General features: G+C 43.4%; 23 protein-coding genes and 1 tRNA gene. 15 read left to right on the forward strand and 9 right to left on the reverse strand.

Annotation, left to right across the window (positions count from 1 at the left end; genetic code table 11):
* Positions 1-31 precede the first annotated feature (31 nt).
* The 13 genes from FHS86_RS11260 (at position 32) to FHS86_RS11320 (ending at position 12,644) form a co-directional block, all read left to right on the forward strand.
* Positions 32-892 (forward strand): 4Fe-4S dicluster domain-containing protein, encoded by an 861-nt coding sequence (locus FHS86_RS11260; protein ID WP_429413351.1) that lies wholly within the window; start codon positions 32-34, stop codon positions 890-892.
* A 3-nt stretch (positions 893-895) separates the two neighbouring features.
* On the forward strand, positions 896-2,116 hold the full coding sequence (nrfD, locus tag FHS86_RS11265; protein WP_429413353.1) for an NrfD/PsrC family molybdoenzyme membrane anchor subunit: 1,221 nt from the start codon (positions 896-898) through the stop codon (positions 2,114-2,116).
* 23 nt (positions 2,117-2,139) lie between these two features.
* Positions 2,140-2,859, forward strand: a complete 720-nt coding sequence (locus tag FHS86_RS11270; protein WP_429413355.1) for a glycine cleavage system protein H — start codon at positions 2,140-2,142, stop codon at positions 2,857-2,859.
* 136 nt (positions 2,860-2,995) lie between these two features.
* A complete protein-coding gene (locus FHS86_RS11275) occupies positions 2,996-4,663 on the forward strand; it encodes an ATP-binding protein (protein ID WP_429413357.1) in 1,668 nt (555 codons plus the stop codon).
* A gap of 1 nt (position 4,664) precedes the next feature.
* Positions 4,665-6,008: a sigma-54-dependent transcriptional regulator gene (locus FHS86_RS11280; protein ID WP_429413359.1), complete on the forward strand. Its 1,344-nt coding sequence runs from the start codon at positions 4,665-4,667 to the stop codon at positions 6,006-6,008.
* A gap of 11 nt (positions 6,009-6,019) precedes the next feature.
* Positions 6,020-6,568 carry an archaemetzincin family Zn-dependent metalloprotease gene (locus tag FHS86_RS11285; protein ID WP_429413361.1) on the forward strand — a complete coding sequence of 183 codons (549 nt, stop codon included), beginning with the start codon at positions 6,020-6,022 and terminating at the stop codon, positions 6,566-6,568.
* 216 nt (positions 6,569-6,784) lie between these two features.
* The gene (locus FHS86_RS11290) at positions 6,785-8,089 is read left to right on the forward strand and encodes an acetyl-CoA hydrolase/transferase family protein (protein WP_429413363.1); all 1,305 of its coding nucleotides are present in this window, start codon (positions 6,785-6,787) and stop codon (positions 8,087-8,089) included.
* 206 nt (positions 8,090-8,295) lie between these two features.
* Positions 8,296-8,700, forward strand: coding sequence for a methylmalonyl-CoA epimerase (gene mce / locus FHS86_RS11295; RefSeq protein WP_429413365.1), 405 nt, complete (start codon positions 8,296-8,298; stop codon positions 8,698-8,700).
* Between the two features lie 26 nt (positions 8,701-8,726).
* Positions 8,727-10,286 carry an acyl-CoA carboxylase subunit beta gene (locus FHS86_RS11300; RefSeq protein ID WP_429413367.1) on the forward strand — a complete coding sequence of 520 codons (1,560 nt, stop codon included), beginning with the start codon at positions 8,727-8,729 and terminating at the stop codon, positions 10,284-10,286.
* Between the two features lie 11 nt (positions 10,287-10,297).
* The gene (locus FHS86_RS11305) at positions 10,298-10,645 is read left to right on the forward strand and encodes an OadG family protein (RefSeq protein ID WP_429413369.1); all 348 of its coding nucleotides are present in this window, start codon (positions 10,298-10,300) and stop codon (positions 10,643-10,645) included.
* 9 nt (positions 10,646-10,654) lie between these two features.
* Positions 10,655-11,074 carry a biotin/lipoyl-containing protein gene (locus FHS86_RS11310; RefSeq protein ID WP_429413371.1) on the forward strand — a complete coding sequence of 140 codons (420 nt, stop codon included), beginning with the start codon at positions 10,655-10,657 and terminating at the stop codon, positions 11,072-11,074.
* A gap of 5 nt (positions 11,075-11,079) precedes the next feature.
* Positions 11,080-12,354, forward strand: a complete 1,275-nt coding sequence (locus FHS86_RS11315) for a sodium ion-translocating decarboxylase subunit beta (protein WP_429413373.1) — start codon at positions 11,080-11,082, stop codon at positions 12,352-12,354.
* A gap of 116 nt (positions 12,355-12,470) precedes the next feature.
* A complete protein-coding gene (locus tag FHS86_RS11320; protein WP_429413466.1) occupies positions 12,471-12,644 on the forward strand; it encodes a transposase in 174 nt (57 codons plus the stop codon).
* Between the two features lie 262 nt (positions 12,645-12,906).
* Here the strand turns inward: FHS86_RS11320 and FHS86_RS11325 are convergent.
* Positions 12,907-12,980 (reverse strand) — tRNA-Pro (locus tag FHS86_RS11325).
* A gap of 293 nt (positions 12,981-13,273) precedes the next feature.
* Here FHS86_RS11325 and trxB point away from each other — a divergent pair.
* Positions 13,274-14,266, forward strand: a complete 993-nt coding sequence (gene trxB, locus FHS86_RS11330) for a thioredoxin-disulfide reductase (RefSeq protein ID WP_429413375.1) — start codon at positions 13,274-13,276, stop codon at positions 14,264-14,266.
* A gap of 57 nt (positions 14,267-14,323) precedes the next feature.
* Here trxB and FHS86_RS11335 read toward each other — a convergent pair whose 3' ends face one another.
* Genes FHS86_RS11335 through FHS86_RS11345 form a run of 3 tightly spaced genes read right to left on the reverse strand, consistent with a single transcriptional unit; the run spans position 14,324 to position 16,670 of the window.
* Positions 14,324-15,106 carry an ABC transporter permease gene (locus FHS86_RS11335; RefSeq protein ID WP_429413377.1) on the reverse strand — a complete coding sequence of 261 codons (783 nt, stop codon included), beginning with the start codon at positions 15,104-15,106 and terminating at the stop codon, positions 14,324-14,326.
* Positions 15,075-16,016 carry an ABC transporter ATP-binding protein gene (locus FHS86_RS11340; protein WP_429413379.1) on the reverse strand — a complete coding sequence of 314 codons (942 nt, stop codon included), beginning with the start codon at positions 16,014-16,016 and terminating at the stop codon, positions 15,075-15,077. Before FHS86_RS11340 ends, FHS86_RS11335 begins: the two co-directional genes overlap by 32 nt.
* Before the next feature lie 51 nt (positions 16,017-16,067).
* Entirely contained in the window at positions 16,068-16,670 is a 603-nt protein-coding gene (locus FHS86_RS11345; protein WP_429413381.1) for a TetR/AcrR family transcriptional regulator, read from the reverse strand.
* Between the two features lie 150 nt (positions 16,671-16,820).
* Between FHS86_RS11345 and FHS86_RS11350 the strand changes: the two genes are divergently transcribed.
* On the forward strand, positions 16,821-16,961 hold the full coding sequence (locus tag FHS86_RS11350) for a hypothetical protein (protein ID WP_429413383.1): 141 nt from the start codon (positions 16,821-16,823) through the stop codon (positions 16,959-16,961).
* 98 nt (positions 16,962-17,059) lie between these two features.
* On the opposite strand, the gene FHS86_RS11355 is transcribed toward FHS86_RS11350, so the two are convergent.
* The 5 genes from FHS86_RS11355 to rsxA form a co-directional block, all read right to left on the reverse strand.
* Positions 17,060-18,352 carry a cysteate synthase gene (locus FHS86_RS11355; protein ID WP_429413384.1) on the reverse strand — a complete coding sequence of 431 codons (1,293 nt, stop codon included), beginning with the start codon at positions 18,350-18,352 and terminating at the stop codon, positions 17,060-17,062.
* A gap of 8 nt (positions 18,353-18,360) precedes the next feature.
* Entirely contained in the window at positions 18,361-18,765 is a 405-nt protein-coding gene (locus tag FHS86_RS11360) for a hypothetical protein (protein ID WP_429413386.1), read from the reverse strand.
* A gap of 164 nt (positions 18,766-18,929) precedes the next feature.
* A complete protein-coding gene (locus FHS86_RS11365) occupies positions 18,930-19,958 on the reverse strand; it encodes a DUF6340 family protein (protein WP_429413388.1) in 1,029 nt (342 codons plus the stop codon).
* 159 nt (positions 19,959-20,117) lie between these two features.
* On the reverse strand, positions 20,118-22,196 hold the full coding sequence (locus FHS86_RS11370; protein ID WP_429413390.1) for a hypothetical protein: 2,079 nt from the start codon (positions 22,194-22,196) through the stop codon (positions 20,118-20,120).
* Positions 22,197-22,601: 405 nt separating this feature from the next.
* Positions 22,602-23,174: an electron transport complex subunit RsxA gene (gene rsxA, locus FHS86_RS11375; protein WP_429413392.1), complete on the reverse strand. Its 573-nt coding sequence runs from the start codon at positions 23,172-23,174 to the stop codon at positions 22,602-22,604.
* Between the last annotated feature and the right edge of the window lie 21 nt (positions 23,175-23,195).

Below are 23,195 nucleotides of genomic sequence, written 5' to 3' on the forward strand. Positions count from 1 at the left end.
TAAAACCGAATTACCATTTAAACCTGAAGTTATGGATATCAAACGCAGAAGTTTTTTTAAAATGCTGGGCGTTACCGGTGTGGCACTTGCAACCGGCAGTCAGCTAAAAGCTGAAAATAAACGCACTTTGCCCGATAAGGAGTTTCATGGAATTTTATACGATGCAGCACGATGCAAGGGGTGTTGCGGCTGTGAAATTGATTGTGCCGATGCGCACGGACTGCCTTATCCCGAAGATTATGCCGAAGTTGGAACCGTGCGCAAAACGAATGAAGCACAGCGAACGGTGGTCAATGCATTCGAAACATCGAAGGGAACCGTTTACATGAAAACACAATGTATGAACTGTAACGACCCCGCCTGCGGCGCTGCCTGCCTGACCGAAGCCATGCATAAAACCATTGAAGGACCAGTAATTTGGCGTGAGGATAAGTGCATGGGATGTCGTTACTGTATGGTTTCCTGTCCTTTCGATATGCCTAAATTTGAATACCACAGCACCAATCCAAAAATTGAAAAGTGCAACATGTGTTTTGAACTTACTCAGGAAGGCGAATTGCCCAACTGTGTATTTAACTGTCCAAACGAAGCGCTTCAATATGGAACACGAAGAGAACTTTTGGCTGAAGCACATCGCCGTATTGCTGAAAATCCCGATCTGTATGTGAATCATATCTACGGAGAAGACGAAGCAGGAGGTACCGGCTGGCTGTATCTTTCTCCTGTGCCATTCGAAGAACTGGGTCTGCCTGTCAACATAAGGCAAAGTTCATATCCCGCCCTGACCAAAGGCTTTATCTCGTCGATTGCTCCTGTTGATATCATGTTGCCTGCGCTTTTGCTGGGTTTACACGGAGCTACCAAAATAAAAAACCAAAACAAGGAGGAATAAACCATGATCAATTTAACTACCCATGATACTGTAATTCAAGAGGAAAAACCTGTCGGACGATGGAAATTTTTCCTGAATGAGCTCAAGCCTAAGGGAAAAATATTCACTCCCTTTAACATCATCAGTGTACCGATCATCCTTTTGGGCCTGTATGTTATTTATATAAGGTTTACACAGGGTATTGGTTCGGTGACCAATCTAAGCCAGGATGTTCCATGGGGCTTGTGGATCGCCTTTGATGTGGTTACCGGTGTGGCCTTTGCCGGAGGAGCCTATGTGCTGGTTTTTATGGTTCATATTCTGAATCTAAAAAAATACAAACCCATTGTAAGAGTAACCGTGCTCAACGGTTTTCTGGCATATTTGTTTTATTCAGGTGCCTTGTTGCTCGACCTGGGACGTCCATTGAATATTATCAATGTGATCATTGGAAATAATTATGGTGTAAGTTCAGTCCTCTTTCTTGTTGGCTGGCATTTTCTACTTTATATGTTGGCACTGTTTCTTGAATTTTCACCGGCCATTGCCGAATGGCTCAATGCCAAAAAACTAAGAAAAGTATTGTCTTCATTGACACTGGGGGCTGTTATTTTTGGAATAACACTTTCGGTACTTCACCAAAGCGGTATTGGCGCCTTGTTTTTAATGGCCAGCGAAAAAATCCATCCTTTGTGGTATAATCCTTATCTGCCGATTATGTTTGTGGTTTCAAGCGTTTTTGCAGGCTTTTCTCTGATTATCTTTGAGGGATCGATCAGCCATCGTGTGTTCTCCGATCAGCTGGAAGTCAGCGATCATCACGCTTATCGGGAAATATTGCTGGGACTGGCTCGCATTGCGGCAGGCACTATGTTTGTATACCTGTTCATGACCATCATTGTATTTGTTCATCAACAAAACTGGGTTTATTTAAATACGGGCTATGGTCTGTGGTTTCTTCTCGAAGTTGCTGGTTTTGTGGTATTTCCTATGGTGCTGTTTTTTGTCAGCTATCGCAGGCAAAGTACCCTGCTGGTTAAAATTGCAGCCATACTTACCTTGTTGGGAATATTGATGAACAGACTCAATGTGTCAATGATTGCTTACAAGTGGGATGCAGCAGTTCGTTATGTGCCTACCTGGCAGGAAATAGTAGTTACGCTCACCATCATCTTTATCGAAATTTGGGTATTCCGCTGGATCGTACGCCGAATGCCAGTTCTGCGTAAATCAAAAAACCAGTAAATAAAACAATAAAACAAATAATTATGGATCAGTTCTATTATCATAATTTATTCGAAACCAAGGGGATCGAATACATCATTACCATCTTTTTTTTCCTCCTGCTCATTCCGTTTGGAATACTTCTGAACCGGAAAGTAGCAATAAGAGAGCAACTTGTAGCAGCCGAAAGTTTTTTGGGTGATACCATTTTATCACATTTACCAAAAGGACTCTTTTTTGGCCGAAATCACACCTGGGCCTTTCTTGAAAAAACAGGAAATGCACGTATTGGTATCAACCATCTGCTGATGAATTTAACCGGCCAAACAGAAGTCATTTTCAGTGCTGCTGCCGGTGATAACCTATCGCGTGGCGACCTGATGGCAACCATTGTCAACGGGAAAAGAAAACTTAATATTTTGGCACCAGTTTCCGGTATTGTTAAGCAGAACAATCTTGAAATCGAAAAGGAAACGCAGGTGTTGCAAAGCGATCCTTATGGAAAAGGCTGGTTGACAGAGCTTGAGCCATCTGACTGGCAGGCTGAAACACAGCAGCTTATATTTGGATCAAAGGCAGTAAAGTGGGTAAGCAGCGAGTTGGAAAGAATCAGAACCTTCATGATCACTTCTTCAAAGCAGTTTGCCGATCCCGAGTTTCAGATGGTAATGCAGGATGGGGGAGAAGTGATTGCTCAGGCCCTCGATGCTTTGCCTGAACCAACCTGGAATGAGTTTCAGAAGCAATTTATGAATGAAGTGTAACAGCAGGCAAAGACCAGCTAACGCACTATTTTTATTGATTCTTTGAAACAGTTTAGTTTGTTTTGAATAAAAGTAAGGCAGATGTCGGCTTTTTTTGCAAAATTTGAACAATATAAATTGTGCCTAAGTTGAATTTATGATACAACGCATCAAACGAAAAATCATTCTACCTGCTTTAAACAGGTACATAAAAATCCGGTCGTCGGTGTACGGCCGGGTTGTTTTCATTATAGCTGCCATGTCGGTTATTATGTTTCTTTCATTTGGTGCTATTTTTCGTTCGGTGTATGGTGAATACCTTCGAACGGTGATAAGGCAAAATGGAAACAATGTAGGTTCGATTGTTGAAGGAGCATTGTATCACTCCATGCTCGAAAATGATAAGAGTGAATTGCAAAATACACTCGATATTATCAATACCATGTCAGGAATCGACGAGGTGAATCTTTATGATCATAACAACCAGCTGGTTTATACATCTTTTTCGCCCGAAAATGCCGGACACAGCGATCCCGACTGTATCAGCTGTCATGCTAACCTGGCCGAAATGTTTCCTGGTGTCGAAAAATCGTACCGCATTATTGACATGAAAAGTGGATGCGATATGAATTTGAGTGATACCGATCATCGGCAGTTGTTGATTCATTCTCCTGTATTCAACCAGCCATCGTGTTATACAAGCAGTTGTCATTATCACAGTGCCGACGAAAAAGTGCTGGGTGCACTCATTATCAAGGCTCCGCTCGATGATCTCGACAATGCAGTCAGTCGATCATCGTCTGAGTTTTTTATACTGGCCATTTTAATTACGGGCTTGTTAACAGGTTTACTGATCTATTTTACCCGTCGAAACATTCAGCAACCACTTAGTAAACTGATCGATGCCAGCGTGGCGGTGGCCAATGGTGATCATACCCAGCGAATGAAGATTAAGAATAATGAGCTGTCAGATATTCAAATGGTTTCTTCGGCTTTTAATAACATGCTCGATAAATTGCAGGCTGCCAATATCGAATTGGAAAACTGGTCGCAGCAGCTGGAGTACAAGGTGCAGAAAAAATCAGAAGAATTGAGTGCAGCACAAAACGAACTGATACATATCGAAAGGATTGCTTCGCTGGGTAAATTATCGGCTTCGGTAGCTCATGAGCTGAACAACCCGCTTTCAGGGATCCTGGTATACGCCAAACTTATTTCCAAACAATTCGTAAATAGTGAGGTGCCACATCCAAAACGGGAGTCCATACTGCGAAATCTGAAGTTCATTGAAAACGAAACCAAACGATGTGGTGATATTGTAAAAGGCCTCCTTGATTTTTCACGCAAAGAACAGGATAGTTTTGAAGAAGATCATATCCACATAATTTTGAAGGAAACCTATAAGATTGTGGCTCACTCAGTAAAAATAGCCAACATTGCCTTTGTAAGCGATTTTAAAGCCGGGAATGATTTGATTTCCTGCAATCAGGGGCAAATCAAACAAGCCTTTGTGGCCCTGCTGGTCAATGCCATCGAAGCCATTGGTAACAATGGTGAGATGATGCTGAGTACAAGTAACCCCGATTCCAACTCCTTGCTTGTTTCATTGAGCGATACAGGAAGCGGAATTGATGAAAATGATCTTCCCCATATTTTCGAACCTTTTTTCTCAACCAAACACCAAACCAGTGGCATCGGTCTGGGCTTGGCAATTGTACACGGTATCATACAGAATCACAACGGTAAAATAGAAGTCAACTCAAAAGTTGGGCAGGGTACCACCATGAGCATCTCGCTGCCTTTAGCTGGATTAAAAACGACATAATATGGCCCAAAAAATTTCAATACTGATCGTCGATGACGAGGAGTCGGTACGCGACTCATTGTTAAACTGGTTCATCGAAGATGGCTACGAAGTAGCCTGTGCCGAAGATGCCAAAACCGCCTTGTCCATGCTGGAATCGAAGTTGTATGACATTGTGCTGGCCGATATCAAAATGCCGGGAATGGACGGACTGGAGATGCTGCGGCGAATAAAAACACTCAATGAAGCGACCATTGTAATTATGATGACTGCATTTGCCACGGTAAATACAGCAGTACAGGCATTGAAAGATGGAGCCTACGATTATGTTACCAAACCTTTCGATCCTGACGAATTATCGCACCTGATTCACAATGCATCACGACAAATTATGCTGAGTGAAGAAAATGCCTCGTTGAAAGAAAGGGTGGTAAGCCTCGAAAATGTCGAAGACCTGATTGGCAACAGCGAGGCCATGCAAAAAGTATTAAAAGAAGTAGAACAGGTGGCTCAGTCGAATTCATCGGTCATTCTTACTGGTGAAAGCGGGACAGGGAAGGAGCTCATTGCAAGGGCCATACATTTTAACTCGGCCCGAAAATATTTTCCGCTGGTGAGTGTTCATTGCGGTGCCTTGTCGGAATCGCTGCTCGAGAGTGAATTATTTGGTCATGAAAAGGGGGCATTTACCGGTGCCATGTACAATCGAAAGGGACGTTTTGAAATGGCCGATAACGGAACCATCTTCCTGGACGAAATTGGTACCATTCCCATAAAAATGCAAATTGAGTTATTGCGGGTGCTCGAAAGTAAGAAGTTTATGAGAGTGGGTGGCAACAAAGAGATCGAATCCGATTTCAGGGTGATTTGTGCTACCAACCGCGATTTGAAAAAAATGGTTGAGATGGGAATTTTCCGTGAAGATCTTTATTACCGCCTGAATGTTGTGAATATTTGCATTCCTCCTCTGCGCGAACGGACGGAAGACATTCCGCTTCTGGTGGATCATTTTATAAAAAAGTACTGCACATCGATGAGCCGCGACCTGGTAAGCATTGATAAAGCAGCCTTGCAAAGGCTCGAACAATTTGAATTCCCGGGCAATGTGCGTGAACTTGAAAATATGATTGAACGCGCCATTGTGGTTGGAAATGGCAGCGAAATCAGGGTGAAAGACCTGCCACTGGGGCGTGAAGTACCGGGTACGCATGTTGAAAGCCTCGATGATAATGAGAAAAAACATGTGGCCCAGATCCTCGATAAATATCACTGGAACATTTCAAGAGCAGCCAAAGCATTAAAAATTGACAGGGTGACACTCTACAATAAAATCAAGAAATACGCTTTGAAAAATACTCAAAAATAAGGAAGCTGCCTTTGGATCAGAAGCAAAATATCACCCTCTATTCATTGGGCAATTTTGAAAAATCATTACTCGATGAATTGGCCCGTATTGTTGCTCATGAGCTTAACCGGCGTGTGACCATCAGAGACGGATACATCGATCTGATAGCCTATTATGAGCCATCCCGACGTCAGTACAATGGCGATTTACTGCTGAAAAAAATTGAAACGCTAATCTCACCTGAGGATGAAAAAACGATTGGCCTTTTCAATGTGGACCTTTTCATACCAATTCTTACCTATATTTTTGGACAGGCCAGATTAAACGGAGCCGTAGCTATTGCTTCAATCTACCGCTTAAAAAACGATCGTTACGGTATGCCGCCCAATCAAAAACTGGCTGTTGAACGCTTTAAAAAGGAAATACTTCATGAACTGGGTCATGCCTATGGTTTGCTTCATTGTTTGACACCCGACTGTGTGATGCGTTCGAGTACTTATGTTGAAGACATCGACCAGAAAAATGCTGCTTTTTGCCATCATTGCTGTCATCAGCTTGATAAAAACCAGCAGGCGCTTTGATGGTTTCTCAACTGAGAAATAGCACCTTTCCTTGTCCTTATTTAAACCAGATAAAGAATTAATTTCCAGTCAAATGAAGATATGTAAAAACCTGCATTTGTTAAGTTAATTTGAAGGTTCGAATATTTGCGCTAATAATTTGAAATTACATTTTGCCACCATTCCCCGAATCGTATTTTTGCGGGCTGTTATACCAAATAGAGAAACCAGTTACTTATGAAAGCAATCAATTTTGTTTCCCCCGAAGAAGCAGTTAAAGTGATCAAGTCGGGCGACAGAGTGCATCTAAGCGGTGTGGCCGTTACGCCCCACGCACTCATTAAGCCGATGGTTGAGCGGGGTCGGAGAGGGGAATTTAAGAATGTAACCATTCAGCACATTCACATCGAAGGCCAGGTCGATTTTGCCAATCCCGAATTTGAAGGTACTTTTCATTCGGAACAATTTTTTGTAGGGGGTAACCTGCGAAAGCAAACCCAGGCAGGATATGCCGATTATATTCCGGTTTTTTTAAGTGAAACGCAGAAGCTGATCAGAGAAGGTTATCTGAAAGTGAATGTGGCCATGATCATGTGTTCGGTTCCCGATAAGCACGGTTTCGTTTCTTTGGGAACATCGGTCGATTCAACCCTTGCGGCAGTTCAAAATGCCGATGTGGTGATTGCCGCAGTGAACCCGAATGTGCCTCGTGCATGGGGCGATGCCATCATTTCGACCGACATGATCGACTTTTTTGTGGAAGACGACACACCGCTTTACACCCACGATATGGGCGAACTGTCGGAAACCGATGTTGCGATTGGTACCAATGTAGCTGCTTTGGTCGAAGATGGTGCCTGCCTGCAGATGGGTATTGGCGGAATCCCCAATGCAGTTTTGGCGCAGTTGGGTAATCACAAGGACCTCGGTGTTCACACCGAAATGTTTGCCGATGGTATCTTGCCTTTGGTTGAAAAAGGAGTGGTAACCGGACGGAAAAAGAAGATCGACCAGGGAAAAATGGTAGCTTCTTTCCTTATGGGTTCTCAAAAACTTTACGACTTCATCGACGACAACCCGATGGTTGCTATGATGGATGTTGCACACACCAATAATGTGCACATGATACGCAAAAATACCAAGGTGACTGCCATTAATTCTGCCCTTGCCATTGATCTTACCGGCCAGGTTTGTGCCGATTCAATCGGAATACGCCATTATTCAGGTGTAGGCGGTCAGATCGATTTCATACGTGGTGCCGGTCATTCAAAAGGCGGTAAACCCATTATTGCTTTGCCATCGGTGACGAATAAAGGCATGTCGAAAATCTCTCCAACCCTTATCGAAGGTTCAGGGGTGGTGAGTACACGCGCCAACATACACTGGGTAGTAACTGAGTTTGGTGCAGTGAATCTGTACGGTAAAACTTTGCAGGAGAGAGCCCGTTTGCTCATTTCAATTGCCCACCCCGATCATAAAGAAACGCTTGATAAAGCAGCATTCGAACGCTTCGGTTCTCATTACCGTTTCGTCCGCTCATAAATAGTTAAGAAAAGGCAGGGCGATCCCTGCCTTTTTTTCAACCGACTGTTAAAATTCAGTCTTTTACTGATTTTGATCGCTTACATTTGATCATTGCTTTTTGAAAATCAAAGATACACAACCGGGAACCTTGCAGGAGCCTGGTTATTTGATGGTTCCCTCCTTCCGATTGTGTACCGCATCATAATTATTTAAAACTTATTTAGATGAATATTTCACATATCGAACACATTGGAATTGCAGTACGTAATCTCGACGAGGCCATCGCCTATTATGAAGGTAAACTTGGATTGAAATGTTACGCTGTTGAAGAAGTTGTTGATCAAAAAGTGAAAACCGCCTTTTTCAAGGTGGGTGACACTAAAATCGAACTACTTGAATCTACCGATCCTGAAGGACCAATTGGTAAATTTATTGAGAAAAAAGGTCCCGGAGTACACCACCTGGCTTTTGCTGTCGATAATGTCGACCAGTCGCTGGCCGAAGCAGAAGCCGGAGGCATCCAGCTCATCGATAAGCAAAAACGCAAAGGAGCCGAAGGCCTGAATATTGCCTTTTTGCATCCCAAATCGACCCTGGGTGTATTGACCGAATTTTGTGGAGAAGAGTAAAAAACTAACTAGACCAATAATCAACAATGGACAATCAAAGTAAAATTAAAAAGCTGATCGAACTGCGCAACGAGGCCCGTTTAGGGGGTGGCCAGGATCGGATCGAAAAACAACACGCTCAGGGTAAATTAACGGCCCGCGAAAGGATCGATACCTTATTGGATGATGGTAGTTTCGAAGAACTCGACATGTTTGTAACCCACCGTTGTAGCAACTTCGGACTCGAAAAAACCAAATACAAGGGCGATGGTGTGGTGACAGGCCACGGAACAATCGATGGACGCATCGTGTACGTTTTTGCACAGGACTTTACCGTTTGGGGTGGTTCTCTTTCGGAAACCATGGCTCAAAAAATCTGTAAGGTGATGGACATGGCCATGAAGGTAGGAGCTCCCGTTATTGGAGTGAACGACTCGGGGGGTGCCCGTATTCAGGAAGGGGTTACCTCACTGGCCGGATACGCCGAAATTTTTGAACGTAACATTCTCGCCTCAGGAGTCATTCCGCAAATATCAGCCATTTTTGGTCCCTGTGCCGGCGGTGCTGTATATTCACCAGCACTCACCGATTTTGTGATGATGACCGAAAATACTTCCTACATGTTTGTTACCGGTCCTAAAGTGGTAAAAACCGTTACCGGCGAAAACATATCGGTCGAAGATCTTGGCGGTGCCAATGTGCATGCATCCAAATCGGGTGTGGCTCATTTTAAGGTGGAAAATGAAGAAGAGGGAATCTTGCTGATTCGCAAACTTTTGAGTTATCTGCCTCAAAACAATATGGAAGAACCGCCACTGTTAAAAACCGACGATCCCATCGATCGGATGGAAGATTCGTTGAATGAACTGGTTCCCGATAATCCCAACCTTCCTTACGATGTGAAGGATGTAATTCACCTGATTGTAGACGACAGTGAATTTCTTGAAGTACATCGCAATTACGCCAAAAACATTGTTGTTGGATTCTGCCGTATGGATGGCATGAGTGTTGGTGTAATTGCCAACCAGCCCAACTACCTCGCCGGAGTGCTCGATTGTGCCGCATCGAAAAAAGCTGCTCGCTTTGTTCGTTTCTGCGATGCATTCAATATTCCCGTGCTTACACTGGTTGATGTGCCCGGCTTCCTCCCTGGTTCAGGACAGGAATATGCAGGAATCATTAACGAAGGTGCAAAACTGATGTTTGCCTATGGCGAAGCTACTGTTCCCAAAGTTACGGTTACCTTACGAAAATCGTATGGCGGAGCACACGACGTAATGAGCTGTAAGCAGTTGAGAGGCGATTTTAACTATGCCTGGCCCAATGCACAAATTGCAGTAATGGGTGCCAAAGGTGCCATCGAGGTGTTGGAAGGACGCAATGTAGCGAAAATTGAAAATGAAGAAGAACGCCTGGAGTACATCCTGAAAAAAACAGATGAATACGAAGAAGCTTTTGCCAATCCGTATCAGGCAGCTTCTTATGGTTACATCGACGATGTAATTGAACCACGCAATACGCGTTTCCGTATCATCAGGGCGCTGCAAAGCTTGCAAACCAAACGTTTGACCAACCCGATGAAAAAGCACAGTAATATACCATTATAGAAAGATGTACTATGATTATATTAGAAGTTAGCGCACAAACCTGGATCATTACCCTTGTGGGATGGAGCGTCGTATTTTTTGCCCTGGTCCTTTTGATCTTTGTTTTTAACAATGTGCCCAAGTTGTTGAAAATGAATTTCAAGCGTGATAAAGCGGATAAGTCGCAAAAAATACAGACTGAAGCCAGCGGTGAAAAATACATCAGCGGCGACGAAACAGCTGCTATTGCCATGGCCCTTCATATGTACTTTGAAGAACAGCACGATGAAGAAAGTAACGTCATTACCATTAAACGTATCGAAAGACGTTATTCACCGTGGAGTTCAAAAATTTATGGAGTAAGAAATTTTCACAATTAACTAGCTGAGATGAAGAAATTTAAATTTACCATAAAGGGCAATGAATACGAAGTTAAGATCAAAGACTTCGAAGATAAGATTGCTCAAATTGAAGTGAACGGCACAGAATACAATGTCGAGATTCATCACGAAGTAAAACAGGTAAAAACGCCGCGTTTGGTACGTAAGCCGGTGGCTAACAAGCCTGGTGAAGGTACCATTGCAAAGTCGGCCGGTGGCAACATCAAAGTGGAAGCACCGCTGCCGGGCAACATTTTCAAAATATTGGTTAAAGAAGGCGACACGATTAAAAAAGGGGATAACCTCTTGATCATGGAGGCCATGAAAATGGAGAACAATATTTTGGCCGAAAAAGACGGAGTGGTAAGTTCAATTAAAGTAAAAGTAGGCGATGCCGTTTTGCAGGGCGATTTGCTGATTGAAATGTAAACAGTATGGAAAACAAGTATAGAAAAAGTATTGTTGCGCTGGCCGCTGTAGTTCTTTTGCTGACGCTCCAGGCTGTTTTTGGCTGGGTAGATGCATGGGCTGCCGAAGCGCCCGGGGCTGTTGCCTCAACGGGTGCCGAGGGCGGAGCGCTTAACGGATTGAAATCGTTCTGGAGTTTTACAGGTTTTGCAAATTTCCATATTTCAAATCTGGTGATGATCGTTGTTGGCCTGTTTTTTATCTTTTTGGCCATCAAATACGATTACGAACCATTGCTTTTGATTCCCATAGGAACCGGTATTCTTTTAGGTAACATTCCTTTTGTGCCGGGATACAATGTGGGTATTTACGAAGATGGTTCGGTAATGAGTTACCTCTATTTTGGGGTGAAGCAGGGTATTTATCCACCCTTAATCTTTTTGGGGATCGGGGCAATGACCGACTTCTCGTCGTTGATTTCGAATCCAAAACTAATGTTACTGGGTGCTGCTGCACAGTTGGGAATTTTTGCCACCTTCCTGGGGGCTTCAGCACTGGGATTTTCTCCGGCCGAAGCTGGTGCAATTGGTATTATTGGCGGAGCCGATGGTCCTACGGCCATTTTCCTTTCAGCCATGCTGGCGCCACACCTTATGGGGGCCATTGCCATTGCAGCCTACTCGTACATGGCCCTGGTACCGGTAATTCAGCCTCCGATTATTCGACTGATTATTCCCAAAAAGGAACGTAAGATCAGGATGAAACCTCCGCGCGCGGTCTCAAAAGTGGAGAAAATACTGTTCCCGATTATCGGACTGTTGTTGACCTTGTTTATTGCTCCAACAGCCTTGCCATTGCTGGGAATGCTTTTCTTCGGAAATATTTTGAAAGAATCGGGTGTAACCGAACGTTTGGCCGATACGGCTCGCAATGCCTTAATCAATATCGTTACCATCCTGCTGGGGGTAACCGTAGGTGCATCAACACAGGCCGATGTGTTCCTTACTGTCGATTCGCTGAAGATATTCGGTCTGGGAGCATTGTCGTTTATGGTAGCTACTGCCGGCGGATTGATTTTTGCCCGTATCATGAACCTGTTCCTGCGGGGGGATAATAAAATCAACCCAATGATTGGAGCAGCAGGTGTATCGGCTGTTCCCGACAGTGCCCGGGTGGTACAGGTCGAAGGTCAGAAGAATGATCCAAACAATCACCTGCTGATGCATGCCATGGCACCCAACGTGTCGGGTGTAATTGGTTCGGCAGTAGGTGCTGGTATCCTGTTAAGCTTTTTGTTGTAATAAAGCAATAGCCAATAAGAAAAAACGGGCTGTCGTTAAGGCAGCCCGTTTTTTTCTTATGGCAGATACTTTTTCCATTGAAATTGCAAAGCATCGATGCACGAGCACATTGTGCGATGCTTAAAATAGCTGGTCTTAATTACACAACCATACTCAATTACTTTATAAACCGAATCACAAATGCATCGGCAGAATCTTTTAATGCTAAAATTAAAGCATTTAGATCTCAGTTCAGAGGGGTAAGAAACATCCCCTTCTTTCTTTATAGATTAGCTAAAATTTATGCTTGAAAATCGTAAATCCCCAGAAAATTGGCTTGATCCATAAGCTCTGTAAAACAAAAAACCTCCCATGCTATGCATGAAAGGTTATTGCTTTGTCGGGATGACAAGATTTATCTTGCTATGAATCTAAAAGGGGAGGGATTCAAAGCAATAACCTTACTCGCTTCGCTCGCTTAGCGGTTTTTTGGTTTTACTTCGCTTTTATGCTTCGCATAAGCTCTGTAAAACAAAAAACCTCCCATGCTATGCATGAAAGGTTATTGCTTTGTCGGGATGACAAGATTTGAACTTGCGACCCCTCGCCCCCCAGACGAGTACGCTACCAGACTGCGCCACATCCCGATTCATTTTCTTTATTGAAGAATACTTCTTTTCAATAAATGCATTCACCTTAATTGAGAACAAAAGCCTCATCGTTATCAATGCGGATGCAAAAATAACATACTGCCCCCAATTATGCAAGCATTCCTGGTGATTAAAAATTTCATCTTTCTTTATTGGTGGTAGAAAGGAGGACTTAAATATTATTGTTAATTTTGATACTCAATTTGTAACAAAAATCACGCAGTGCTGTTGTAATATCAATTAATTTTGAATCAATTTTAATAAGAAAAATATCTAAAAAAATAGTTACAATGTTTGGATCATTAAACTTATCTGAAAATCAGGACAAAAAAGAGATTCAGGGAGATGCTGAAAAAGTAAAGTGTTTAATCATAGGATCAGGTCCAGCCGGATATACGGCGGCCATTTATGCGGCCCGTGCCAATCTTTCACCCGTAATGTATGAAGGCCTGCAACCAGGCGGTCAGTTGACAACTACCACCGAAGTTGAAAATTACCCGGGTTACCCCGAGGGGGTAACAGGGCCTGTAATGATGGAAGACCTGAAAAAACAGGCGCAGCGTTTTGGAACCGATGTGCGTTGGGGCATGGCTACCGCAGCCGATCTGTCGAAACGCCCGTTTAAGGTGACCATCGACAATAAGAAGTTGCTTGAAGCCGAAACCTTGATTATTGCCACCGGTGCTACGGCCAAATACCTTGGACTCGAAGATGAGAAAAAATATGCAGGAGGCGGTGTTTCAGCCTGTGCTACCTGCGATGGCTTTTTCTACCGTGGAAAGGATGTAGCGGTTGTTGGGGGAGGCGATACAGCGGCCGAGGAGGCTTTGTATCTGGCTGGTTTATGCAACAAAGTCTACCTGATTGTTCGCCGTGATGAACTGCGTGCCTCTAAGGTAATGCAGGAGCGAGTGTTTAAAACAAGCAATATCGAAGTGCTTTGGAAGCACCAAACCAAAGGTCTCTTTGGCGATGGAGTGGTCGAAGGCGCCGAGCTGTATAAGAATAAAGGAGAAGCCAATGAGGAGCTGGTCAAAATCAAAATTGACGGATTCTTTCTGGCCATCGGACATACACCCAACTCCGATATTTTCAAAGACTATCTTAACCGTGATGAAGTGGGATACATTCAGACCGTTGGTAATACATCGAAAACCAATGTTCCCGGGGTGTTTGCCTGTGGCGATGTGATGGATTCACAGTATCGTCAGGCAGTAACAGCAGCCGGATCGGGTTGTAAGGCAGCCATGGATGCTGAGCGTTTCCTGAGCGAACAGGAATAATTCATTTATTGAAAATAATTCAACCGAAGTTGTACTCCTGTGCAGCTTCGGTTTTTTTTAATGGTGGTCGGCATTTCGCCACCAGAGCTGGGTTCCTAAAATACCCGCTATGGCAGTTAGTAAAACCAAAACATAACTCAAAGGAAGCACTTCCATCCCCGGAGTTCCTTCTGAAATACTTAACAGTCCCGGAACCGCCCAGGGAAAGTATTTTCCCCATCCGACAATTGCAACGAATTGTGCCATAATTAATAGGAAAATGCATAGTGCGAGAGGTGCAATCAAACCACGGCCAATACCGGCTGCCAGGGCCAGCGGAGGACAAAGCAGGATGGTTAAAAGAGAAATTCTTACAAAACGTATTAAATGATCATTCAATACCGTGGTCGACCAACCGGGTAAATCTATCAGCACACCCGCCAGTATTCCTGCAGCCAGCAATAACAGGCTTAAGCCAATGCACCATAGTAGAATAACAAGGAATTTGCTGAGAACCACTGCCTGCCTTGATACCGGCAGTGAAAGCAAATTCGTAATGGTGTGCGAAGCATACTCCCGTCCAAAAACCCACGATGTTACAAAGCCGAAGCCAATAAAACCGACAGTGGCAAGTAATTGGTTGAACATGCTCAAAAAGCCGTTCCAATCGTTTTCGCCAAAGAGCTTCGCTTTGGTTCCAACGATGCCTAATTTGGCAGCAAGTTCGGGTTGTGAAGCTACAAAAGCCAACAAACCCATCATTGCCGAAATGAAGATGAAAAAAAGTGCAGTTGCACTTAGCATGTACGATCGCTTCAGCTTTAATAATTCAGCATACAGCGCTGCTTTCAATGTTTGCATTGTGCTTTGTTTTTGAGTGAATGGTTCGTAGAAAAAATGCTTCAAGGTCTTCCTGTTCAAGCGCCAGGTGCGATGGGGGACAGTCAGCCCTTACGAGCAGGTCAGCAATTAACTCGGGTGCTTCAAGGGCTTTTTGATCGTAAATGCGGAGTGTATTCTCCTCCTGTTTCAATTCCTTAAAACCGTGCATATTCAATACCGAGCTTGCTTTTTCGAGTGAAGCCGTTTTTAGTACCAGGTAAAGCTGACACAGATCCTTCAGCTCACTGGTGTTAAGTTCCTTTAACAACTTTCCCTGATGAATGATTCCAATGCGAGTGCAAAAACGGGAAATTTCCCCCAAAATGTGACTCGATATGAAGATGGTTACCCCCCGCTCGTCAGCCAGTTGTTTGAGCATGTGGCGTACTTTATAAATCCCGGCAGGATCGAATCCATTGGTCGGTTCATCAAGAATTAAAATTTGGGGCTGATGAATCATGGCTCGTGCCAGACCCAAACGCTGGGCATTTCCCAATGACAAATGGCCGGCTTTTACCTTCTCATAAGGTTTCAGTTCCAATTCATCCATGATGCGGTCAACTGCATTCCTGTGGTTGATTAAACGCAGCCTGCGAACCATTTCAAGGTTTTCACGTACCGTAAGGTTGGAGTAGGAGCAGGGGGTTTCAACCAAATAGCCAACCTTTTCCCACAGATGCTTAGCTTGCGGACTGACCTTGATGCCATCGATGCTTGCACTTCCACTGGTGGGCTTTATCAGTCCGAGCAACATTCGGATGACGCTTGTCTTTCCGGCACCGTTTAAGCCCAGGAATCCATATATTTCACCTTTCTTAACGTGAAGGTCAATGCTCGAAGCGGCATACAGATCACCGTATTTTTTTGTAAGATTTTGGCTGCTTATCATTGTATTTCTTGTGTTAAAACCGACCGTCCGGTTTGTATGTATATAAATTTTTTAAGGTTTTAATCCTTCATAAATGGTGTCGAAAGCTTGTTTCAGTCCAGTTTCAAAATCAGGAAAGTCAGTACCATTGGCTAATCTTACAAATACACCGTCGGTGCAGTAGAGGAACAAATCGGCGAGTTGACGGTTTGCTGCTTCACTGTTAATTTCTCCTTTTTGTCTGGCAGTTTCGATTACTTCCTCCCACACCTTCACTTCTTTTTCGTACTGAGCTTTTTCAATGGCGAGGTATTCGGGGAAGCGCTGTAAAGCATCGAACAACAATAGCATGAGATTGAAATTACTGTTGCCATCACTTTCGGTGTTCATAAAGTGTCCAAGCTGTTTGAACGATTCTCCTTTGAAAGCCAGGTAATGTTCATAAAAGCCTTTTAATGAGTCTTGGGGAAAAGAAGTAAAATCCATGGCTCCCAAACTAAAGAATATGTTTACTATTTCGTGGAACAGATCTTCTTTGCTGTTGAAATAATGATAGAAGGCTCCCTTTGAAAGTCCTGTCTTTTCTACTATTTCTTTCATTGTTACCTCTTTATAGCTTTTTTGAAAAAAGAGAGTAAGCGAAACTTTAAGAATGTGTTCACGTGTTGAATTCATAAACCGACCGTTTGGTTTGTAAAAGTAGAAATTTATTTTGAAATAGCAAGAAATCTTAAGGGATTGAAGGGAGGGGAATACAATTTTCAATTCTCAGCCTCAACCTCAGCCTCAACCTCAACCTCAACCTTAACCTTAAAAGGAAGGCTATTGAAAGGAATTGAAAGCAATTGGAAGCGGTTGAAAGCAATTGAAGGAAATTGGAAGCAGTTGGAAAAAATGAGAAATGGAAAAATGGGACGCAGTTCGGACAGTCGCAATTTTAAAGTTCCTGAGTTCCTAAGCGTGTAACTTAGAAATCGCTGGCTTCAGGCTGCTTGCCAAACTGCTCAATTTTTGACTTAATGACTTTTTCCTGTTTCCTTTTTCCTGTCTCAACCTTTATCCGGCTATCGAAACAATTCCGGCAATTTTGCTTTGACCATCTCCGGATCGGGGTCGATGGGGAAAATCATCTGTGGCTGTACATACACCAACTCGTGTTCTTTTTTAAATTTCTCGATTCCACCACCTGTAATATTCAGCATCACAGTAGCTTTCTGATCGATATTTCCTTCCTTAACCTGTTGTATTAATGAGGCTACGGCCACAGCAGCTGCAGGACTAACATCATTTCCTTCACTCTCGAGAAAAATACGGGCTGCTTCGTCAGCTTCTTCATTTGTTGCGGCCAAAACTTCACCGTTGCTGTCCATCAGCGCATCAAACAAGCCGCCAATGAGCGAATAGGGTGGGCGCCGGTTGGAAAGTACCTTCGCATTAATGATTTCAACCTGTTTACGGGCCAGTTGATCGTCGAGGGGCAGCATGGCTCTCGAACGGGCATCCCATGCATCCTTGATGGGTAAAAAGGGAGCATTCTGCGAAACCATCAGTTTCATTTTATTTTGACCAAAGCGACCGTCTTCGATGAAACGAAGATTGGCTTCCCACGCTGCAATTGCACCTGTTCCGCTGCCTACAGCCTGAAAATAATAATGGGGAATATGTCCAATGGTAGTTACTGCCGAAACTACTGCAAGTGCCATTCCATCGCGACGTGCAACGTTTTTGGCGCCTCCTTCGGGATAAAACTGGTCCATTTCGGCAGCAATGTTTGACAGATGAATGGCATCGAAATAATCGGCACCACTTTCCGATGCAACAACCTTAACGCAAGGATCAAGTGGTTTATCAAACCAAAGCGCCGAAAGATTGTCTTTGGGAATACACAATAGCAGCGGTATTTTATTTTCGGAACATACTCTGGCGAATGCCCGTGCAGTATTACCTGCCGATGCAACCACCATAACCTTGTCGTGTTGTGAATTTTTTCGGGCACAAACCGAATAGGCTTCAAATTCTTTAAAGGTCCCGGTTTGAATATGCGCTCCTTTTTCGGGCCAGTAGCCGTTAAAAGTAATGTATAGATTTTCGAGTCCCAGCACTTTGGCTAAGCCTTCGCTGCGATAGGTCACAGGTGCTCCCGAACCTTTCAATACACGGTCGATGGGCAGCCATTCGGCGAATTGGTAGAGCCCCGGAAGCTCTTCGTGTATCGTGAGTTGCTTGTTCTCGTATTGGGCCCTGATAAGTGCAGGCTTTTCGTTGTGCGGGCAGTTTAAATCCCAGTTGGTATCCTCAAAGATGGTACCGCAACAAAGCGATTCCAGTTTGTAGTTGGTTGGTTTGAATTTTTCCATTCAGTGTATTATTCTATCATATTTTTAGCAGTGGTAATTGGTGTTTCGGAGTTTTCATTCCAAAGCGCCAGAACCAATACCGGATTTGACGAGGATTGCTGAACCGCTTTTTCAATGGCGGCAGTAAGCACAAAATCGATGCTTTCACCTTTGGCAAGATCAACAGGTGCTGTGGTGCGCTGAATTGTGTTTGATTTGATTACCCGTACCTGTCCTGTTTTGATAAGGTGCAGGTCGATCATATTATAAAGAGAATCGATTGGAAATGAAACATGCGGAGGCAGATCAATGGTTGAACAAATCACTACCGGTCGTTCATTGTTTTTAACCATGAATGCGGAAAGCCATTCACCCTTAATGATTTCATCGACCGAAAGCTCAACTGCCGTATTGAGTTGAGCCTGATCAATCAATATTTCAGGTTCAGTGACTGCAGGTTTTAACAGTGAACAACTGTATAATAAAGAAAAAACGAATATCAGCAACAGACGTGAATGCATACCGGATGAATCATTTTTACGTTTCCTCAAATTGAGCTGTAAAAATAAGAAAAATGCTTACTTAAACGCTGAAAACTTTAATTCTTTAGGGCAATTTGCCTTTTTAGCAATGTTTTCAGGTAGTGGTTACTTACCTGCCGGTAGTAGGTTTTCTGCGATAATTTAATCATTTCAATGGCTTTATCAAGCCTTCCTGTCATTTCATAGGCCAGAGCAACATTCAGCATGATCTTACTGCGTTTCGACTTACTGCCCTGATCGATATAGAGTAACCAGTTGTCGAGTGCTTCCTGCCAGTTTCCATCGGCTGCCAGTTTAACCGACCGATCGATCAGCGCCTGCTTCATCAGATAGTAGTATCGTGTTTCTGATTTCCAGCGGGGGGCAATCAGTTCGCTGTAATCGAGCGCCGACTTAATCGCTGCATCGATGGTTGCCTGCTTGATGGTGGGCAAGGTGGCAAACAGATCAGTCAGATCATAATCGTAATGATCCCAGAAAATGGTATCCTGGTTCATGACCACATCCGAAACAATTTTTTCTGAGCGCGGATCGTATAGTCGCCAATGTGAGCGACCGTAAAAGTCGATCGAAGCGTAGTGGTATTTTTGTGCCCCATAGTTGGTGTAATCGACTCCCGACTGGTAATTGGTTACTGCCCGAAGTGCCTGGTTTTCGAGCACAAGCAGGGCATCGGTTTGATACAATTCGCATAGCGAGCGCACATAGTCCCAGGCAAGCGGAGCCGGTGTCTCGGTGTAATCGAGTAAGCGATAAATATTTCGTTCAACCGGAATGACCACATCGTAGCGTAAGGAATTGTACAACAAATCACCCATAACTTTAATGGTGGTGTCGGCAGCAGTACTGTCAAGCAATACCGTATTGCCTTCAAAATTTTTTCTGTAAAATGAAATTTGAAGTTGTTTTTCATCATAATCCTGAAAGCCGGAAGTCATACTTCGGTTCATGATGGTGATACTTTGAATTGAATCGCTGATTTCATAAAGGGGAGCGTAAGGAACATCGACGGTAAATTTTTTCAGCTGTGCAGGAGCCGTTAAAAAAAACAGGGATGAAATAAAAATAAATATCAGCTTTTTCATAAGTTTCAATTCGTTAGATGTCTGTGTTTTTTAAACTATTCAGCCATTTTTTGCAGCTAGTAATTTGTTTTTTATGAAAAGTCACAAGTTTCAAATATCAACCTTTTGATAAAAACAACAAGCATGTTTGATGACTAAAATTGTGTTGCAAATGATGGCTTAGTATGTACCCCAGTATTTTCTCAAAAACCATTCCAATCCAAAAAGTAAAAGAATAAGCAGCAGGTACCACTTCAATCCGATGAGTTCGAGGCTGTTTTTTTCATTGTGCGTTTTCGCCTGAATGCTGCTGTTGTTCATCACTTGTTCGAGCAACAGGTCCTGCTGGTCGAAGGTGAAGAAACGACCATTGTTTTGTATTGCAAGCCGGTGCATTAAGCCAAAATCAGCCTGCAATTCCTGTTGTTCTATGTTAACTTCCTGAACACTGAAACTTCCGCTGCGTTTAAACGTTTCATCGCCCAGTGTGGTGCTTGCTTCAAAAGAATAATTTCCGGCATTCATCAGCCCCAGGTTAAGTTCGTAGCCCGCATTCCCTGCATCGAACAGATAACTGAGTTCATTATTCAGCGAGTCGGTAAGCACCAGCGAGATGTTGGCCTGTTCAACAGGCTCGAATATTTTATTGAAAACCTGGGCCTTGATAATAAGCGGCGAAGTTTCAGGAGTGATCCGCTCATAATCGATTTTAAACTGATCTTTGGTGTTTTCGACACTTAAATAATTGAATAAGTTAACAGTGAGTTGGTTAAAGGCTTGTTGCTTGTCATAGTACTGGTATTCACGCATTCTCCAGCGCCATATTCCTTCACCCAGAATTACCGCTGTTTTTCGTCCTTTGACTTCACCGGCACTGATTAAAGGATAATTCATTTCGATTCCCTTTACCCGCTGATATGCCAGAACGGAATAGGCTGCATCAAAGCTGTATTTGGTGTAACGGGTAAGCAGTGGCGGATATATATTTTCCACTTCTCCGATGTTTTCAGGTAGGCTGAACAACGAAAAGGCCTCGTTAAAAAAAGGAGCACTTTCTTCATTGATTGCCGAAGGCTCAATTTGAAACCCAAGTTGCATGTTATTGAGTGCGGCGATGGATGTTTTTGGGCCTGTAAGAACCAGTAAAGGCACTTCGGAGGCAGTAAGCTGCGTATAAATATCGGACTGTTGGGTCATGAGCGACGGGAGCTGGTTGAGTACGATTAAATCATAATCGTTCACCGAGCCTGTAAAAGCACTGATTTCCCTGAATTCAATATTGAAGTTCGCTTGTTGGTTCAGGGTTTGGGTGAATGCCCCAATGTCGGGATGCGGGCCCTGAGAGAGAAAAAGCACGTCCTTGCGGTTGTCGTGCACCTCGATGGTGAAATTGTAGCGGTTGTTGAGCTTGTTTAGTTCACTCGTTACGGGGCTGATCAGCACACTGATGTTTTGCAGGCCTACCTCGTCGGCTGTTAATGAATAGTTTTTACTGAAAAAATAGTCGGACTGCAAGACTTCAATCTGTTCCGAAACAACCAGTTTGCCTGCCTGATAAATCATTAAGCGACTCGACTTATGTGGAAAGGCTTTGAAGGAAATTTCGGTTTCCAACTGAAAATTATTGCCTTTAAAAACATTTGGATTATGATTGACGGCTACTATGGCCTGGTCGGTACGCGAAAGTGTATCTCCAATACCAAGGGTGTATACGGGGGCATCGATATTGCTTGAAAGCTGTTCCGGATTTCTTCCTTCGTTGTAAATACCATCCCCCAGCATGACCACTGCGCCCAGATTCAGGTTAAAGTAACGTTGTTCGATGTCGGTGAAGAAGTTGGCATAATTTGATCGCTTGCCATTGAACTGTAATGAATCAGTTTTAATTATTCTTTCTCCAAAAAGTAATGTTTCGACTTCAAACTTATCTCCGCCCTTTTGTTTCAGTTTTTCGATAAACACGGCAATGCTGTCGGCCATGTCCTGATTGCTGATCATCGATTCTGAATTATCGACACCTATAAGCAGTAGCGGTTTTTCAATTTTTTGCTGAATCAGGGTCACCATGGGAGAAAAAAGCAAATAACCAATGAGCAATAAGTAGCTTAATTTAATGCCTCCCAGTAAATAGCTTTGCCATGGTAATAATTCGTCGTCTCTTTTTCTGAAAAAATAGATGGCGGCAACAAGGCCTGCTGCACCCAATAGCAAAAGTGCGGCATATAGAAGCGGGTTCGGTATATTCGTATGAAGTTCCAATGGTTTTAATTTTGGGTTACATGCCAAAATTACTAAAATATTTGATGTGGTAAACAGTGTGACTGGTCGGCTGAATTTGTCAGTTCGTTGCCGTTTTTTGGGGCTTGGTTAAATGAATTGACTGTTCTTGTTCATTTTTTTGGTGCATCCTGTTTTTATCGTGACTTTTGGCCCCTGTAATAGTTCTCCCACCCCCTTTTTTTATAACTCCCAATTCACCGTCCGATCCCCTCGGACGGTTTTTTTTTGCTTTCTGATTTTGCATCTGGAAACTGCGATACCATTCGAAATTGAAGATCAGCTTTGCTGATTGTTTTGAGGAGTATTGGCCTGACTTCCAGCAAAAAAAAACCGGCTGTGTGCCGGTTCGTGAAGTATTTTTTAGGTAGCTATTAACGCGATGGTTTATACAATTCCAGAGAATCCCATAAAGGCCATGGCCAGTATGCCGGCAGTTATTAAAGCAATCGGAACTCCTTTGAGTCCTTTGGGAACAGTCTGTAAATCGAGGTGTTCGCGCATCCCGGCAAAAATTACCAGTGCAAGTCCGAAACCGATCGCATTGGCAATCGCATAAACGACTCCTTCCATCAGGTTAAAGTCTTTTTGAATTACCAGAATGGCCACACCCAAAATGGCACAGTTGGTGGTGATGAGCGGCAGAAAAACTCCCAGGGCCTGGTACAGTGCAGGGCTTACTTTTTTAAGCACAATCTCGACCAGTTGCACCAGCGATGCAATAACAAGAATAAATGAAATGGTCTGCAGATAACCAATGCCCAGTGGATTTAAGATATAATGCTGAATCAGAAAGGTAACGATGGTAGCCAGTACCATCACGAAGGTAACAGCACCGGTCATGCCTACTGCTGTTTCAATTTTTTTAGAAACACCCAGAAAGGGACAAACTCCCAGAAACTGGCTAAGTACAATGTTGTTAACCAGTATGGCGCTTATGATAATAATGATGTATTCCATAACAACTTATTTATTCAGTTT

The sequence above is a fragment of the Roseimarinus sediminis genome (assembly GCF_050433125.1).
GTDB lineage: Bacteria > Bacteroidota > Bacteroidia > Bacteroidales > Prolixibacteraceae > Roseimarinus > Roseimarinus sediminis.